The following is a 15,038-nucleotide window of genomic DNA, read 5'->3' as shown; positions in this document are numbered from 1 at the left end:
GCACCCGGATCGATGAAGGTAGGACCGTGCGTCGCCTCGTAGTAACCCTCGGAACCCTCAGCCTGCTGCTCGTCGGCCTGTCCGCGTGCGGTGACGACGACGGCTCCGGGAACACCGGCGCGGTCAAGGTCACCGGCGAGTTCGGCCAGGCCCCCAAGGTGACGTACGACGGGGAGCTGAACCGCAGCACCACGGAGACCAAGGTCCTGACCGAGGGCGACGGCGCCCCGATCGCGGACGACGGCACCGCGATGGTCCACCTCTACATCGGCAACGGGTACACCGGCGAGAAGGCCCTCTCCAGCTGGGACCAGAAGACCCCGCAGGTGGTCACCCTGTCCAAGGACACGCTCCCGGCGCTCAAGGACGCCATCGCCGGGCAGAAGACCGGTTCCCGGGTCGAGGTGCTGGCCACGCCGAAGGACGCGTTCCAGAACCAGGGCAACCCCGACCTCTACATCGGAAACGGCGACTCCGTGGTCTTCGTCGTCGACATCCTGAGCAACGTGCTCGACGCCCCCCAGGGCACCGAGAAGACGGTCTCGAAGGGCTGGCCGGTCCCGGTCGAGAAGGACGGCAAGGTCACCGCCCTGAAGTTCGCCCCCGGCGTCAAGCCGAAGAAGGACCTGAAGGTGATCACGCTGGTCGAGGGCGACGGCCCGGCCATCGAGAAGAAGGACTACGCCGTGGTCCGCTACCTCGGCCAGACCTACGACGGCAAGAAGCCCTTCGACGAGTCGTTCAGCTCCGACACCCTGGAGGCCCGCCAGGTCGGCGTGGGTGGCTATATCAAGGGCTGGGACCAGGGCCTGGTCGGCGTGAAGCAGGGCAGCCGGGTGCTGATCCTGGTGCCCCCGAAGTACGGCTACGGCGCGAAGGGCTCCGGCAAGGACATCCAGGGCGACGACACGCTCGCCTTCGTCATCGACGTGCTCGGCGTGGCCTGAGCCATCCCGGGGGTGAGGCCGTGACCAAGAGCGAGCGCCTGCTCAACCTGCTGATCCTGCTGCTCGTCCAGCGTCACTACATCTCCAAGCAGCGGATCCGCGAGACCGTCCCGCCGTACGCCGAGGCCACCAACGAGGCCTTCGAGCGGATGTTCGAGCGGGACAAGGACGAGCTGCGCGCGCTCGGCGTCCCGGTCGAGGTGGCCAGCATCGACGCATTCTTCGACGAGCCCGGCTACCGCATCCGCCCCGACGACTTCGCCCTGCCCGGCATCGACCTGACCGCCGACGAGGCGGCCGTGATCGGGCTGGCCACCCGGGTCTGGCAGCACGCCGGGCTCGCCGCCCACACCAGCGACGCCCTCGCCAAGCTCACCGCGGCCGGTGTCGACGTCGACCGCACCCGGCTCGACCTGGCCAGCCCGGTCGTGACCGTCCAGGACCCCCAGTTCGACGCGTTCTGGGAGGCCTCGCTGGACCGGGTCCGGGTGAAGTTCGACTACCAGCGCAGCGGCTCCGCGGAGGTCACCACCCGCACCCTCGAGCCGTGGGGCGTGGTGTCCTACTCCGGCCGCTGGTACGTCGTGGGTCGCGACGCCGACCGCGACGAGGAGCGGATGTTCCGGCTCAGCCGGGTCCGCAGCGCCGTGAAGCGGGTCGGCAAGGGCGGCGCCTACGAGATCCCGCCGGGCACCGACCTGCGCGAGATCACCCGGCGGCTGGCGCCGGCGCCGAACACCCACCACGGCAGCGTCCTGGTCCGCTCCGGCACGTGCCTGGGCATGCGCCGGCACGCCACCGGCGAGGAGTCCGGGGTGACCGGCCCCGACGGCACGACCGGCTGGGACCGGCTCACGGTCGCCTACGGCACCGTCTCCTCGTTCGCCGAGGAGGTCATGTCGTACGGCGCCGACGCCTGCGTGGAGGCCCCCGACGAGGTCCGCGACCTGGTCGTACGCCGGCTGGCCGGGGCTCTCGGGGAGCCGACCGGCAGCGGGAAGGGACCGGCATGAGCGGGGGAGCCAAGGAGCAGGTCGGCCGGCTGCTGGCCCTGGTGCCGCTGATCCAGCGCCGGGGCGCGATGGCGGTCGACGAGGCGGCCGCGGCGCTCGGCGTGGCACCCGACCAGCTGGTCAAGGACCTCCGGGTCCTCATCTACTGCGGCTGGCCGGGCTGGCTGCCGGGCGACCTGATCGAGGTCGACCTCGACGCGCTCGACGGCGAGGGCGTCATCCGGATCACCAACGCCGACTACCTGCGCGCCCCGCTGCGGCTCTCGCCGGCCGAGGCCTCGGCCATGATCGTCGCCCTGCGCACGCTGCGCGAGTCCGCCGACGGCGCCACCCTGGCCAGCCTCGACAGCGTCCTCGCCAAGCTCGAGGGCGCCGCCGAGGACGGCCGCGTGGCCACCGGCCGGGTCGACGTGCACCTGCCCCGCGGGCAGCGGGAGGCCGCCGCGCTGCGGGCCCGGCTCGGGCAGGCGATCACCGAGGGACGGCAGGTCCGGCTCACCTACTACGTCCCCTCGCGAGACGAGGAGACCGTGCGCACGGTCGACCCGCTGGAGCTCGTCGACGCCCAGGGCTCGGCGTACCTCCAGGCCTGGTGCCACGTCGCGGACAACCGCCGGCTGTTCCGGATGGACCGGGTGCGCGCGGCCGAGGTGCTCGACGCACCGGCCCAGGCGCACCCGGAGGTGCCGCCGCTGGACCTGCGCGACACCCTGTTCCAGCCGGCCGCGGACAACGCGCTGGTGACCCTCCTGCTGCGCCCCGAGGCACGCTGGGTGGCGGAGTACTACCCCGTCGAGGCCACACGGGAGACCGGCGACGGCGGCCTCGAGGTGGACCTGTACGTCGCCGACCCGCGGTGGCTGACCCGGCTGCTGCTCCGACTGTCCCCGTCCGCGGCGGTGGTGCGCCCCCAGGAGCTCACCGAGTCGTTCACCGCCGCGGCCCGGGACGCACTCCGTCTCTACTCGTGAGGCGGCGTACGATGGACGACGTTCGTTCGACCGAGGTGAGGAACCCATGACTCCGCTGATCACTACCCCCGGTGTCCCCGAGATGATCCTGATCCTGCTCGTGCTGGTGCTGCTCTTCGGCGCCAAGAAGCTGCCCGAGCTGGCACGGGGTAGCGGCCGGGCGCTGCGGATCTTCAAGGCCGAGACCAAGGGCCTCATCGACGACGATGACGACGACCAGAAGACTCCCGAGCAGCGACAGATCGACGCGGCCGCCGCCCGTGAGGCCGAGGAGCGGCGCGCTCGCGAGGAGCACAACGGCCCCACTGCCGGCTGACCGGCGCCGACGTACCCTCTTCACCGTGACAGGCATGCCATGACGATCGCGGGCGTGGTCGAGCTGTTCCGTGGCCGCCCGCGGCACGAGATCGGCGACGACGGCCGGATGGCGCTCTCGGACCACCTCCGCGAGCTCCGGGCCCGGATCCTCAAGATCGCGGTCATCCTGACCGTCGGCACGATCGTCTCGCTGTTCTTCTTCGACCAGATCTTCGAGCTGATCCTCAAGCCCTACGAGGACGCCCGTGACGCCCTCGGCGAGGACGTCACCACGACGCCGACGATCAACGGCGCCGGCGGCCCGCTGATGCTGCACCTGAAGCTGTGCGGCGTCACCGCGGTGGTCCTGACCAGCCCGCTGTGGCTCTACCAGATCTGGGCGTTCATCCTCCCCGGGCTGCACAAGAACGAACGCAAGTGGACCCGGGTGTTCGCGGCGGTCGCGGGGCCGCTGTTCCTGGTCGGTGCCGCGGTCGGCTACCTCACCCTCCCCAAGGGCCTCGAAGTGCTGATCTCGTTCACCCCGGCGGACCTGACCAACCTGATCGAGTTCGGTGACTACCTCACCTTCCTGACCCGGACGCTGCTGGTCTTCGGCATCGCCTTCGAGATCCCGGTCTTCGTGATCCTGTTGAACCTCGCCGGCATCCTCAGCGGCAAGGCGCTGGGGGCACACCGACCGTGGATCATCGTCGGGGTCTTCGTGTTCGCCGCGGTCGCGACACCCTCCACCGACCCGTTCTCGATGCTGTTCCTGGCGATCCCGATGGTGGCGCTGTTCCTGGTCTCCGAGCTGATCTGCCGGGTGCTCGACCGGCGCCGGCGCGACCGGAACGTGCTGGCCCGGCTCGACGACGACCAGCAGTCCCCGCTGGACTGACCGGCCGCCGTACGACCGCGCGAGGGTGTGCCCGGGCCGCCGGAGCGGTCGTGCTTGACTGGGCCCGTGCCCGATCTCGACGAGCTGGACCCCTTCGACCTCCCGGACTGGCTGGGCACCGGCTGCGTCACCTGGCAGGCCCGGGAGGCCGACCGGACCGGCTTCCACGTGCGGGGCGTGCTCCGCGCGGACGACCCCGGTCGGGACGCCCAGGAGCAGCCCTGCGACCTGCTGGCGGTCGACCAGGCCTACCCCGTGCCCGTCGTGGGGGAGGAGACCCGGCGCCACGCCCACCAGGCCTGGCGCAACGGACAGGTCCTGCTGGTGGCGTACGACGGCACTCCGGCCCTCGCCGTGCCCGGCACCGGGTTCGCCGCCGACCGGATCGTCGACGTGGTCGGGCGGCTGGCCCGGGCCGTCGGCGCCCGGCCGGACGACTACGTGGTGGCCCTGCGGCTCGGTGTCGTGCGGCGCGACGAGTGACCACGGCGGATAGGGTCCGGGTGTGGCTCGCCGGATCGCCTTCCTGACCAACCCCACCTCGGGCAAGGGCAGGGGCGCGCGTTACGCCGCCGTCGCCCTGCCCCGGCTCCGCGCCGCCGGCTTCGTGGTGGAGGACCTGGTCGGCCGCGATGCCGACGAGGCCCGGGTGCTCGCGGACCGGGCCGTTGCCGACGGTGTGGAGGCGCTCGTCGTCTGCGGTGGCGACGGCCTCGTGCACCTTGCGGCGCAGGCCGTGGCCGACACCGGGGTCGCGCTCGGCATCGTCCCGGCCGGCACCGGCAACGACGTGGCCCGCTACCTCGACATCCCGCGCCGGGACCCGGCCGCGGCGGCCGACGTGGTGGTGGCCTCCCGGCGCCGTACCCTCGACCTGGCCCGCTCCGGCGACCGCTACTTCGTGACCGTGCTCGCGGCGGGTTTCGACGCCGTGGTCAACGAGCGGGCCAACCGGATGACCTGGCCGCGCGGGCAGATGCGCTACAACCTGGCCACGCTGGCCGAGCTGCGGGTCTTCGAGCCGATCCCATACACGCTCGACCTGGACGGCGCGACCCGGCGGCTCGACGCCATGCTGGTCGCGGTCGGCAACGGGCCGTCGTTCGGCGGTGGGCTGCGCATCACCGAGGGCGCCCTTGTCGACGACGGCATGCTGGACGTCGTGATCATCAAGCCGATGAGCAAGCCGGACCTGGTGCGCACCTACCCGAAGCTGTTCAAGGGCACCCACGTCACCCACCCGCAGTACGAGCACCACCGGGTCCGGGAGGTCACCGTGGCGGCGCCCGGGATCGTGACCTACGCCGACGGCGAGAGGTTCGGGCCGTTGCCGCTGACCGTCTCGTGCGCGCCCGCCGCGCTCACGGTGCTGGCATGAGGACGGTGCTGGCATGAACGACGCCTCCAGCCCCGCCGAGCGGTACGCCGAGTACCGCCGCGGCCGGCAGCACCCGGTGTTCACCGACTTCGCCTCGCTCTACGACTTCCCGCTCGACGACTTCCAGGTCCGCGCCTGCCACGAGCTCGAGGACGGCAGCGGCGTGCTGGTCGCCGCCCCGACCGGCTCCGGCAAGACCATCGTCGGCGAGTTCGCCGTGCACCTGGCGCTGGAGTCCGGGCGCAAGTGCTTCTACACGACCCCGATCAAGGCGCTGAGCAACCAGAAGTACCAGGACCTCGTCCGCCGCTACGGCCCCGAGAAGGTCGGCCTGCTCACCGGCGACAACACGATCAACGGCGAGGCCCCGATCGTGGTGATGACCACCGAGGTCCTCCGCAACATGCTGTACGCCGCGTCCCGGACGCTGCTGGGCCTCGGCTTCGTGGTGATGGACGAGGTGCACTACCTCGCCGACCGGTCCCGCGGCGCGGTCTGGGAGGAGGTCATCATCCACCTGCCCGACAGCGTCGCCGTGGTCTCGCTGAGCGCCACCGTGTCGAACGCCGAGGAGTTCGGCGAGTGGCTGGAGACGGTGCGCGGCGGCACGACCACGATCGTCGAGGAGCTGCGCCCGGTGCCGCTCTTCCAGCACGTCATGGTCGGCCGGCGGCTGTTCGACCTCTTCGACGGCGAGGAGGAGCTAGCCCAGGCCGGCTTCGCCCAGGAGGGCGCCCGGGTCAACCCGGAGCTGCTCAAGGTCGCCCGCGACGACTGGGCCGCCTCGCGGATGCGCGACCGCCGCGACAAGAAGGGCAACCGGGGCCGCGGCAGCCGGCCGCAGGGGCGGCGGACCTACCTGCCGACCCGGTTCGACGTGGTCAGCCGGCTGGACTCCGAGGGCCTGCTCCCGGCGATCTACTTCATCTTCAGCAGGGTCGGCTGCGACGCCGCCGTCACCCAGTGCGTGGAGGCCAACCTGCGGCTGACCACCCCGGAGGAGCGCGACGAGGTCTACCAGTTCGTCGAGGAGCAGTGCCGACACCTGCCCGAGGAGGACCTGCACGTCCTCGGCTACCACGAGTTCCTCGACGGCCTGACCCGCGGCGTCGCCGCCCACCACGCCGGCATGCTGCCGACGTTCAAGGAGTGCGTCGAGGAGCTCTACCTGCGGGGCCTGTGCAAGGTGGTCTTCGCCACCGAGACGCTGGCGCTCGGCATCAACATGCCCGCTCGCACCGTCGTGCTCGAGAAGCTCAGCAAGTGGAACGGCGAGGCGCACGTCGACCTGACGCCGGGGGAGTACACCCAGCTCACCGGCCGGGCCGGCCGCCGGGGGCTCGACGTCGAGGGTCACGGGGTGGTGCTGTGGGAGCCCGGGATGAGCCCCAAGGAGGTCGCCGGGCTGGCCTCCACCCGCACCTACCCGCTCCGCTCGTCGTTCCGGCCGTCATACAACATGGCGGTCAACCTCGTGCACCAGTTCGGCCGCGAGCGCGCCCGCGAGCTGCTCGAGTCGTCGTTCGCGCAGTTCCAGGCCGACAAGGCGGTGGTCGGACTCGCCAGGCAGCTGCGCAAGAGCGAGGACGCCCTGGCCGGGTACGCCGAGGCCGCGCAGTGCCACCTCGGCGACTTCATGGAGTACGCCGCCCTCCGGCGCCGGCTCTCGGACGCGGAGAAGAACGCTGCCCGGGCCCGGAAGTCCGACCGCCGCGACGAGGTGCTGCAGTCGCTGGAGAGGCTGCGCCCCGGCGACGTCATCGACGTGCCCGCCGGGAAGTTCGCCGGCATGGCCGTGGTCGTCGACCCCGGCCTCGGCGCCGAGGGACCGCGCCCGTACGTCGTCACGGCCGGTCGGCAGGCCCGGCGGCTCAGCCTGATCGACTTCCCGACGCCGGTGGCCGCGATCACCCGGATGCGGCTGCCGCGCAACTTCAGCGGCCGCAACCCGCAGCAGCGTCGTGACGTGGCCTCCGCGCTGCGGGACCGGACCCACGGGCTGACCCCGCCGCCCCCGTCGAAGCGCCCGCCCCGCGGCGGCCCCACGACCGGGGCGGACCCCGAGATCGACCGGTTGCGGGCCGCGCTCAAGGCGCACCCCTGCCACCAGTGCCCGGAGCGGGAGGACCACGCCCGCTGGGGCGAGCGGTGGTTCAAGCTCGACCGGGACGCGAAGACCCTGAAGCGGCGGGTCGAGCAGCGCACCAACACCATCGCCCGGCAGTTCGACCGGGTGTGCGAGGTGCTGACCGCGCTGGAGTACCTCGACGGTGACACGGTGACCCCGCGCGGCGTGCACCTGCGCCGGATCTATTCCGACATGGACCTGGTCGCCGCCGAGGCGCTGCGGCAGGGGCTGTGGGCGGACCTCGACGCCTCCGAGCTGGCTGCGGTGCTCTCGTCGCTGGTCTACGAGGCCCGGCGGCCCGACGACGCGCGACCGCCACGGATCCCGGGCGGCCGCTCCCGGGAAGCGCTGCGCGACGTGGTGCACCTGTGGGGGCAGCTGGACGCGCTCGAGAAGGACCACCGGGTCGACTACCTCCGCGAGCCGGACCTCGGCTTCGCGTGGGCGGCGTACCGCTGGGCGGAGGGGGACGCCCTGGACGACGTGCTCGGTGTCGTGGACCTGGCTGCGGGCGACTTCGTGCGCTGGATGAAGCAGCTGGTCGACCTGGCGCTGCAGGTGGCCGACGCGGCCGCCGGCACGCCGGTGCGCGACGTGGCCCGCGAGACCGCCGACCGGCTGCGTCGCGGCGTGGTCGCCTACTCGTCAGTGGGGTGAAGCCGCTGAGGCCGGTGGACCCGCACACCACGGGCCCACCGGTGGCATCTCAGCTGGCGAACGCCCCGAGGAGGGCGGCGCCGGTGGCCGGGATCCGCATCGGGTCGTCGAGGTGCGCGACCTGCCGTCCCATGGCCTTGATGTCCGGGAGCAGCAGCTGCATCCAGACGTGGGCGTCGGCCGGGTTGTGGTCGGAGAGCATCATCCGCATGTCGTCGTACCCCACGATCCGGGCGACGTCCTCGGCACCGAGGCCCATGGTCGCGGCGATGATGCCGACGGCGACCGGGACCGGGCAGGGCCGGACCTCGGCCACGAGCTCGGGGTAGGACTCCGCGGCGCGGGCCAGCAGGCTGCGACCCTCCTCGCGCGACAGCATCCGGGTGTACGGGTCGGGCGTGCGGACCTTCCAGGCGTCGGCGACCGGGAAACGGTCGACGCCGCTGGTCACCGCGTTGAGGGCGACCACGGCGGTCGCGGCCTCGACGGTGGTCACGGTCAGCAGGCGCACGCGGCAGGCGTGCACGGTCGAGCTCATCTCGGCGAGCTCCGTGTCGGTGTCGCGACGGGTGCGGCGCTCGGCGAGCAGGTTCAGCAGCCAGGTCTCGTTCATGTCATACCCCCTGAACACATGGCAGCAGAGAGCAGGACTCTCCGCTGTCCTGTTTACCGTGTTGTGGACATCGTGGGGGCGATGTTGACCCGACGTGTGGACCTGGTCTGGACCATGGCCGGCCCGTGTGGGGAACCGGTGGCCGGGCGGGACGTCTCAGGCGGGCAGGCCGGCCAGGGTCTCGAGCAGCCGGTCGACCGAGCCGCCGAGCCCGAACTTCTCCGAGATCGCGGCCAGCAGGTCGGCGTCGGCGGGACTGCGCGGCAGCGTGAAGTCGGTGTCGTCGAGGGCGATGTCGCGGGCCACCGCGACCACGGTGGGCGCGACCGCGAGGTAGTCCCTCGCGGCCTTGATCCTGCCGCGCGGACCAGGTCCCATGTCGCCGTCGGGGTCCTCGGCCGCGGCCACGATCGTGGGGATGTCGCCGAACCGCTGCAGCAGCGTGGCCGCGGTCTTCTCGCCGACGCCGGCGACTCCGGGGAGGCCGTCGCTGGCGTCGCCGCGCAGCGTGGCGAAGTCGGCGTACTGGTGCGCGTCGATGGCGTACTTCTCGCGCACCACGTCGTTGGTCACCCGCTCGTGCCGGCCGACGCCGCGGGCGATGTAGAGCACCCGGACCCCGGCGTCGTCGTCGACGAGCTGGAACAGGTCGCGGTCACCGGTCACGATGTCGACCGGCATCGTCGCAGTCGTGGCAAGGGTGCCGATCACGTCGTCGGCTTCGTACCCGTCGGCGCCGACCACCGCGATCCCGAGCGCCTCGAGGGTGGCCTCGATGATCGGCACCTGGGCCTCCAGCGGGTCGGGCACCTCCTCGATGTCGGGCGTCTCGCCCGGGTTCACCCTGACCACCCGGTGCGCCTTGTACGACGGCACTAGGTCGACCCGCCACTGGGGGCGCCAGTCGTTGTCCCAGCAGCAGACCAGGTGCGTCGGGTGGTACTCGCCGACCAGCCGGTTGATGAAGTCGAGCAGCCCCCGCACCGCGTTGACCGGTCGTCCGTCCGGCGCCGTCATCGTGTCCGGCACCCCGAAGAAGGCACGGAAGTAGAGCGAGGCGGTGTCGAGCAGCATGAGCTTCTGCGGGCGCGAGGTCATGCCTCGGAGCCTAGGGGAGTGGCGCCGGCACCGGTGTCAGGCAGGGCCAGCACCGGGGAGGTGCAGCGTCATGAACGTGCTGTGCCGGCTGGGGTCGTAGTCGCCGAAGGGCGGGCACTCGGTGAAGCCGGCGGCGGCGTAGAGCGCCCGGGCCGGCGCGAACGCCGCCATCGACCCGGTCTCCAGGCTGACCTGCCGGTAGCCCTGTGCGGTCGCCAGCGCGACGAGGTGGGAGAGGATCGCCCGGGCGACGCCCCGTCCGCGGGCCTCGACCGCCGTGTGCATCGACTTGAGCTCCGCGTGGGTGGCGTCGAGCCGCTGGACCGCGCCGACCCCGAGCAGCACGCCGTCCTCCCGGGCACCGACGAACGTGATGCCGGGGGCGGTCAGCCGCTCCACGTCGAGCGCGTGCACGTCCCCCGGCGGGCTGTGCTCGTGGGCGAAGGTCAGGTGCCGCGCCAGCAGCGCGACCACGTCGCCGGAGCGGGGGTCCTCCGGACCGATCTCGAGTGCCACGCGGCGATGCTACGGCGGCGCCGCGCCGGGCCGCTGCCGGGACGCCGTCGCGCGACCCGTCCGACCCCGGGCGGGAGTGACCCGCCCGTGCCTGCCCGCACGGGTCTGCCGCCCGTCGTGGCCCGGGCGTAGCGTCGGCAGACGCGGGGGCCGAAGGGAGGATCCAGATGTTCGTGCAGGTGATCCAGGGGCAGGTCGCGGACGCGGCACGGCTGCGGGCGCGGCTCGACGCGTGGCTGACCGACCTCGCACCCGGTGCGCAGGGCTGGCTGGGGAGCACCGGCGGGGTGACCGCGGACGGGCGGGCCGTGATGCTGGCCCGGTTCGAGTCGGCCGAGGCCGCCCAGGCCAACAGCGACCGGCCCGAGCAGGGGGCCTGGTGGGCGGAGACGGCGTCGGTGTTCGACGGCGAGCCGACGTTCAAGAACAGCCAGACCGTCGACGCGGACACGCCCGGTGACCCCGAGCAGGCAGGCTTCGTGCAGATCATGCAGGGCAGGTCCTCGGACCCGGAACGGGCCCGGGCGCTGATGGCGGAGGACGACACCGACTGGGCGGCGTTCCGTCCCGACATCCTCGGCACGCTGTCGATCGGCCATGACGACGGTGAGTGGACGATGGCGATCTACTTCACCTCCGAGGCCGAGGCACGCGAGGGGGAGCGGAAGGAGCCGCCGCCGGACGTCGCGGCGATGATGAAGGAGATGGATTCGCTGAGCGTCGGCGAGACGACCTTCCTGGACCTCACCGACCCCTGGCTCAGCTCGCCCGGCTGAGCCGGCCGGACCTCAGCGGTACTCCACGCGGGCGACCCGGATCGACAGGCGCAGGTTGTCGCACCGGGCCGCCCGGCGGACCAGCACGTCCTTCTCGGCCTGGTTCACGCGCAGCTGCCAGCGGGTCTTCACCACGGCCCAGTAGCGCAGGTAGCGGCAGGTTGCGCGCTCCGGCAGCCACTCGGCGGGGTCCCGGTCGCCCTTGGACCGGTTGGACGAGGCGCTGACCGCGACCAGCGACCGCCGGTCGGCGAGATCGTTGGCGTAGCGCTCCCGGGTGTCCGCGGTCCACCGCTTCGCGCCCGAGTCCCACGCCTCCGCCAGCGCCACGGTGTGGTCGATGTCGAAGTCGCTGGAGTCGCGGGTCTCGACGCCGTCGTAGTAGGAGCGCCACTTCCCGCGTTGCACGTCGCAGCCGCTCACCGCGACCAGGGACTCCTGCGCCAGGACCTCGTCCCGGGTGTCTCGGCAGTCACCGTCGGCGTCGACCCAGTGCACGAACAGGTCGCGGTCGTAGCCTGCACGCGTCTCGCGCGCCACCGGCAGGTCGCGGACGACCGCCCGGAACCGCTTCGTCACGGTGCGGCCGCTGGCGGAGACGCCTTCCGTGGCCGCGGATCGCTCGGCACGGCCTCCGCCCGTCTGCGCGGACGCCGTGGCTGACGCAGGGACGGCGAGCCCTCCCAGCAGGGTGCAGCTGGCGACGGCGAGGGCGGCGAGGGCGGCGAGGCGGGCAGCGTGGCTACGGCGGGCAGCGTGGCTACGGCGGGGGCGGAGAGGCACGGGCGAGAGGGTACGTCGCGCCGTACGGTCGCGTGCGGGGTTCCTGGGATCCCGGGCGCGTCTCACGTGGCGGTTCGCGGTGCCCCGACTTCGCTAGGGTGCCGCTGTGGAAGACACCGACCGCCAGATCCTCACGCTGCTCGCCGCCGATGGCCGCATGTCCTACACCGACCTCGGCAAGGCGACCGGGCTGTCCACCTCGGCGGTCCACCAGCGAGTGAAGCGGCTGGAGAGCCGGGGGCTGATCAAGGGGTACGGCGCCACCGTCGACCACGAGCAGATCGGGCTGCCGCTGACCGCGTTCATCTCGATCCGGCCGATCGACCCTTCCCAGCCGGACGACTCGCCCGACCGGCTGTCCGGGATCAACGAGATCGAGTCCTGCTGGTCGGTGGCCGGGGACGAGTCCTACATCCTCAAGGTGCGGGTGGCGACGCCGACGGACCTCGAGGACCTGCTGGCGCGGATCCGGGCGGCCGCGAACGTGGCGACGCGGACCACGATCGTGCTGTCCACGCCGTACGAGAACCGGCCGGTCACCGGCGCCTGACCGTCACCCCTCCAGCGCAGCACCCAGGCGCTGCACCGCCAGCCGGGTGCGCTCCGGCGTGGTCGCGATGTTGATCCGCGCGTGCCCGGCCAGCCCGGGGTGGTAGTCGCTCCCCGGCGCCACGCGGACGCCGTGCCGCAGCCCGGCCGCGGCGGGGTCGTCGACGCCGTACTCGCGGAGGTCGAGCCACGCGAGGTACGTCGCCTCCAGCGGCCGCATCCGGGCCTTCGGCAGGTGGTCGTCGAGCGCGTCGGCGAGGTGCCGTCGCTGGCCGTCGAGCCGCTCCACGAGGGCCGCCAGCCAGCCGTCGCCGTCGGTGAACGCGGCGGTGGTGGCCAGCATGCCGAACGTCGTGAACGCGTGGTTGAGCGGCATCGGCAGCGCGCGCAGCCGCTCCCGCTCGCCGGCGTCGAGCGTGACCAGCTGGGCGCAGTGGAGACCGGGAGTGTTGAACGCCTTGGACGCCGAGGTCACCAGGATCGCGGTCGGGTCGACGGAGAGGTACGGCGTGAAGGTCGAGCCCGGCAGGACCAGCGGCCCGTGGATCTCGTCGGCGAGCACGCGCACGCCGTACTGCCGGGTGAGGTCGCGCAGCGCCTCGAGCTCGCCCCGCGTCCAGACCCGTCCGAGCGGGTTGTGCGGGCTGCACAGCAGGAACGTCCGGGCGCCCGCGCGGAACGCCTGCTCGACCGCGGTCAGGTCGAGCACGGCCTCGTCGTCGTCGGGGTCTGTCTCGACCGGCACCAGCGGGCGGCCGCAGAGGTCGACGACCACGCGGAACGGCGGGTAGCAGGGGAGCGGCACCACCACCGGCCCCGGTGGGCAGAGCGTGTCCAGTGCCAGCCGGATCGCCGCGACCACGTCGCCGGTGACGACCGTCGCCTCCGGCGCGACCTCCAGGCCCCAGTGCCGGCGCGCGAACCCCGAGAACGCCGCGCCGACCCCGAGGTCTCCGAACGGCGGGTACCCCGTCGTCCCCGCCTCGACCGCCTCCCGCAGCACCTCGGTCACCACGGGCGCCGGGGCGTAGTCCATCTCCGCCACCCACGCCGGCACCGTCCCGGCCGGAACCTCCCCCCACTTCAACCGAAGCGCGCTCCGCGCCTCCTCGTCCGCGAGGTCCTTGATCTCGTCCCGAGCCATGTCTTCGAGGGTACGGGTGTGTAGTGCAGGATTCCCCGGTCAACCGGGGGATCCTGCGCATGACGGGCGAAGTTCTGCCTGACAAGTGCAGGACGTGCCTGACAAGGAGGCGTCACGCCGCCCGCTGCTGCGCGAACGCGGCTCGGATGCGGGCTGCGGTGCGAGCAGGGTGCTGGAGGTCGGCCCAGGTGATCCGGATGCAGATCCACCCCGTCAGCTCACGGACGAGGTCCTCACGCCGCTTCTCGCGCATGACGGCGTCAGACGTGGTCTCGCCGGGACGGAGGTGCTTCGTGTACTTGCCGACGCCGTCGAACTCCACCCAGACCCGCAAGGCGGGCCACGCGAAGTCGAGCCTGGCCACGAGGCGCCCGGAGGCGTCGTGGATCGGGAACTGGGGTATCGGCCGAGGCAGGTCCTGGAACCAGAAGAGATGGTCACTTCGAGACTCTCCTGCCGACTCGAGCCGTCCGTCGGCCCGGCGGAGCACCAAACCAGTCTTCAGCGAGTGCGGCCACGTGACCATCGACTCGTAGCGCCGGAGCATGTCCTCGAGGTCAACCACACCTGTGTTCAACATGGCATTGATCGAGACCAGAGCCGACTCCGTGTCGGTGACCGTGGTGAGCTCGAGCGCAGCCCGGTCGGGCGACATCACCGGGAGCTCGCCGGATCCGCTCACGTCGCCGGGCATGACGATGCCACGGTGCTGACGGACGCCGGCCTCGGCTCGGCCGGTGCGTCCGTCGAGGCGCGTGACATGGACGTCGGCCAGATCGAGGCCCCAGAACGTGTCCGTGTACTCGAGCACCGCGCTCGTGTGCGACAGCACGACCGGGGCCCGGGCCGCGCGTACGACGGCTCGGCAGGTGATCCGATGCCGTTCACGCGCGTCGGCCGAGGCCCAGATGTCCTCGAAGGTGTAGGCGCCCCATCGGATGCGGTGCCACACGTCGTACTTGACCATGCGCGCGATCGTCCGGTCGTCGTACCCCACAGCAAGGGCGTCTGACCTGAGGAATGCGCCGCCTGCCTCGCAGATTGCCCGCAGTCGCTGCTCCATGGCCGGAGCGTCGCCCGAACAGCGCGTGTCTCGCCGCGCCCTCCCGAGCTTCTGTGGACAAGTGCCTGAGCGCACCTGCCTGTGCACGAAAACCGGGTCCGCCCAGGACGAGCCGACGCAGCTCGCCCGACCTTGACAGGCGAAACCTGCACTTGGCGGTCGGAATTCTGCCCGTCATGCGCAGGATTCCCCGGTCAACCGGGG

Annotated in this window: 16 protein-coding genes; 10 read left to right on the top strand and 6 right to left on the bottom strand. The window is 72.2% G+C overall.

The window, feature by feature from the left end:
* The first annotated feature begins 26 nt into the window (after positions 1–26).
* The 8 genes from EKO23_RS18460 (at position 27) to EKO23_RS18425 (ending at position 8,292) form a co-directional block, all read left to right on the top strand.
* Entirely contained in the window at positions 27–947 is a 921-nt protein-coding gene (locus EKO23_RS18460; protein ID WP_134719604.1) for an FKBP-type peptidyl-prolyl cis-trans isomerase, read from the top strand.
* Between the two features lie 20 nt (positions 948–967).
* Positions 968–1,960, top strand: a complete 993-nt coding sequence (locus EKO23_RS18455) for a helix-turn-helix transcriptional regulator (protein WP_246051178.1) — start codon at positions 968–970, stop codon at positions 1,958–1,960.
* On the top strand, positions 1,957–2,931 hold the full coding sequence (locus EKO23_RS18450; protein ID WP_134719602.1) for a helix-turn-helix transcriptional regulator: 975 nt from the start codon (positions 1,957–1,959) through the stop codon (positions 2,929–2,931). Before EKO23_RS18455 ends, EKO23_RS18450 begins: the two co-directional genes overlap by 4 nt.
* A gap of 46 nt (positions 2,932–2,977) precedes the next feature.
* Positions 2,978–3,247 carry a twin-arginine translocase TatA/TatE family subunit gene (tatA, locus tag EKO23_RS18445; RefSeq protein WP_134719601.1) on the top strand — a complete coding sequence of 90 codons (270 nt, stop codon included), beginning with the start codon at positions 2,978–2,980 and terminating at the stop codon, positions 3,245–3,247.
* A 39-nt stretch (positions 3,248–3,286) separates the two neighbouring features.
* The gene (tatC, locus tag EKO23_RS18440; RefSeq protein ID WP_134719600.1) at positions 3,287–4,129 is read left to right on the top strand and encodes a twin-arginine translocase subunit TatC; all 843 of its coding nucleotides are present in this window, start codon (positions 3,287–3,289) and stop codon (positions 4,127–4,129) included.
* A gap of 66 nt (positions 4,130–4,195) precedes the next feature.
* A complete protein-coding gene (locus tag EKO23_RS18435; protein WP_134719599.1) occupies positions 4,196–4,612 on the top strand; it encodes a hypothetical protein in 417 nt (138 codons plus the stop codon).
* A gap of 22 nt (positions 4,613–4,634) precedes the next feature.
* On the top strand, positions 4,635–5,507 hold the full coding sequence (locus EKO23_RS18430) for a diacylglycerol kinase (RefSeq protein WP_134719598.1): 873 nt from the start codon (positions 4,635–4,637) through the stop codon (positions 5,505–5,507).
* A gap of 13 nt (positions 5,508–5,520) precedes the next feature.
* A complete protein-coding gene (locus EKO23_RS18425; protein ID WP_134719597.1) occupies positions 5,521–8,292 on the top strand; it encodes a DEAD/DEAH box helicase in 2,772 nt (923 codons plus the stop codon).
* Positions 8,293–8,341: 49 nt separating this feature from the next.
* Here EKO23_RS18425 and EKO23_RS18420 read toward each other — a convergent pair whose 3' ends face one another.
* The 3 genes from EKO23_RS18420 to EKO23_RS18410 all read right to left on the bottom strand — a co-directional run bounded on the left by EKO23_RS18420 (position 8,342) and on the right by EKO23_RS18410 (position 10,519).
* Complete coding sequence (locus EKO23_RS18420; protein ID WP_134719596.1) at positions 8,342–8,905, bottom strand: urease accessory UreF family protein; 564 nt, start codon at positions 8,903–8,905, stop codon at positions 8,342–8,344.
* Between the two features lie 156 nt (positions 8,906–9,061).
* Positions 9,062–10,003: a 5'-3' exonuclease gene (locus EKO23_RS18415; RefSeq protein ID WP_134719595.1), complete on the bottom strand. Its 942-nt coding sequence runs from the start codon at positions 10,001–10,003 to the stop codon at positions 9,062–9,064.
* A gap of 36 nt (positions 10,004–10,039) precedes the next feature.
* Positions 10,040–10,519, bottom strand: a complete 480-nt coding sequence (locus tag EKO23_RS18410; RefSeq protein WP_134719594.1) for a GNAT family N-acetyltransferase — start codon at positions 10,517–10,519, stop codon at positions 10,040–10,042.
* A 167-nt stretch (positions 10,520–10,686) separates the two neighbouring features.
* Here EKO23_RS18410 and EKO23_RS18405 point away from each other — a divergent pair, with 167 nt between their 5' ends.
* A complete protein-coding gene (locus tag EKO23_RS18405; RefSeq protein ID WP_134719593.1) occupies positions 10,687–11,295 on the top strand; it encodes a hypothetical protein in 609 nt (202 codons plus the stop codon).
* Positions 11,296–11,307: 12 nt separating this feature from the next.
* On the opposite strand, the gene EKO23_RS18400 is transcribed toward EKO23_RS18405, so the two are convergent.
* On the bottom strand, positions 11,308–12,078 hold the full coding sequence (locus EKO23_RS18400; RefSeq protein ID WP_246051177.1) for an HNH endonuclease family protein: 771 nt from the start codon (positions 12,076–12,078) through the stop codon (positions 11,308–11,310).
* 106 nt (positions 12,079–12,184) lie between these two features.
* Between EKO23_RS18400 and EKO23_RS18395 the strand changes: the two genes are divergently transcribed.
* Positions 12,185–12,628 (top strand): Lrp/AsnC family transcriptional regulator, encoded by a 444-nt coding sequence (locus tag EKO23_RS18395; protein WP_134719592.1) that lies wholly within the window; start codon positions 12,185–12,187, stop codon positions 12,626–12,628.
* Between the two features lie 3 nt (positions 12,629–12,631).
* On the opposite strand, the gene EKO23_RS18390 is transcribed toward EKO23_RS18395, so the two are convergent.
* Positions 12,632–13,771 (bottom strand): MalY/PatB family protein, encoded by a 1,140-nt coding sequence (locus EKO23_RS18390; protein WP_134719591.1) that lies wholly within the window; start codon positions 13,769–13,771, stop codon positions 12,632–12,634.
* A 112-nt stretch (positions 13,772–13,883) separates the two neighbouring features.
* Positions 13,884–14,834 carry a hypothetical protein gene (locus EKO23_RS18385; protein WP_134719590.1) on the bottom strand — a complete coding sequence of 317 codons (951 nt, stop codon included), beginning with the start codon at positions 14,832–14,834 and terminating at the stop codon, positions 13,884–13,886.
* Between the last annotated feature and the right edge of the window lie 204 nt (positions 14,835–15,038).

Source organism: Nocardioides guangzhouensis, from assembly GCF_004519545.1.
Classification (GTDB): domain Bacteria; phylum Actinomycetota; class Actinomycetes; order Propionibacteriales; family Nocardioidaceae; genus Nocardioides; species Nocardioides guangzhouensis.
This window is presented reverse-complemented; position numbering and strand designations above follow the sequence as displayed.

Bases quoted from the DNA above. Each gene is read 5' to 3' on its own strand.
- EKO23_RS18450 (WP_134719602.1), top strand. From the start codon at position 1,957: ATGAGCGGGGGAGCCAAGGAGCAGGTCGGCCGGCTGCTGGCCCTGGTG.
- tatA (WP_134719601.1), top strand. From the start codon at position 2,978: ATGACTCCGCTGATCACTACCCCCGGTGTCCCCGAGATGATCCTGATC.
- tatC (WP_134719600.1), top strand. From the start codon at position 3,287: ATGACGATCGCGGGCGTGGTCGAGCTGTTCCGTGGCCGCCCGCGGCAC.
- EKO23_RS18425 (WP_134719597.1), top strand. From the start codon at position 5,521: ATGAACGACGCCTCCAGCCCCGCCGAGCGGTACGCCGAGTACCGCCGC.
- EKO23_RS18420 (WP_134719596.1), bottom strand. From the start codon at position 8,905: ATGAACGAGACCTGGCTGCTGAACCTGCTCGCCGAGCGCCGCACCCGT.
- EKO23_RS18415 (WP_134719595.1), bottom strand. From the start codon at position 10,003: ATGACCTCGCGCCCGCAGAAGCTCATGCTGCTCGACACCGCCTCGCTC.
- EKO23_RS18405 (WP_134719593.1), top strand. From the start codon at position 10,687: ATGTTCGTGCAGGTGATCCAGGGGCAGGTCGCGGACGCGGCACGGCTG.
- EKO23_RS18390 (WP_134719591.1), bottom strand. From the start codon at position 13,771: ATGGCTCGGGACGAGATCAAGGACCTCGCGGACGAGGAGGCGCGGAGC.
- EKO23_RS18385 (WP_134719590.1), bottom strand. From the start codon at position 14,834: ATGGAGCAGCGACTGCGGGCAATCTGCGAGGCAGGCGGCGCATTCCTC.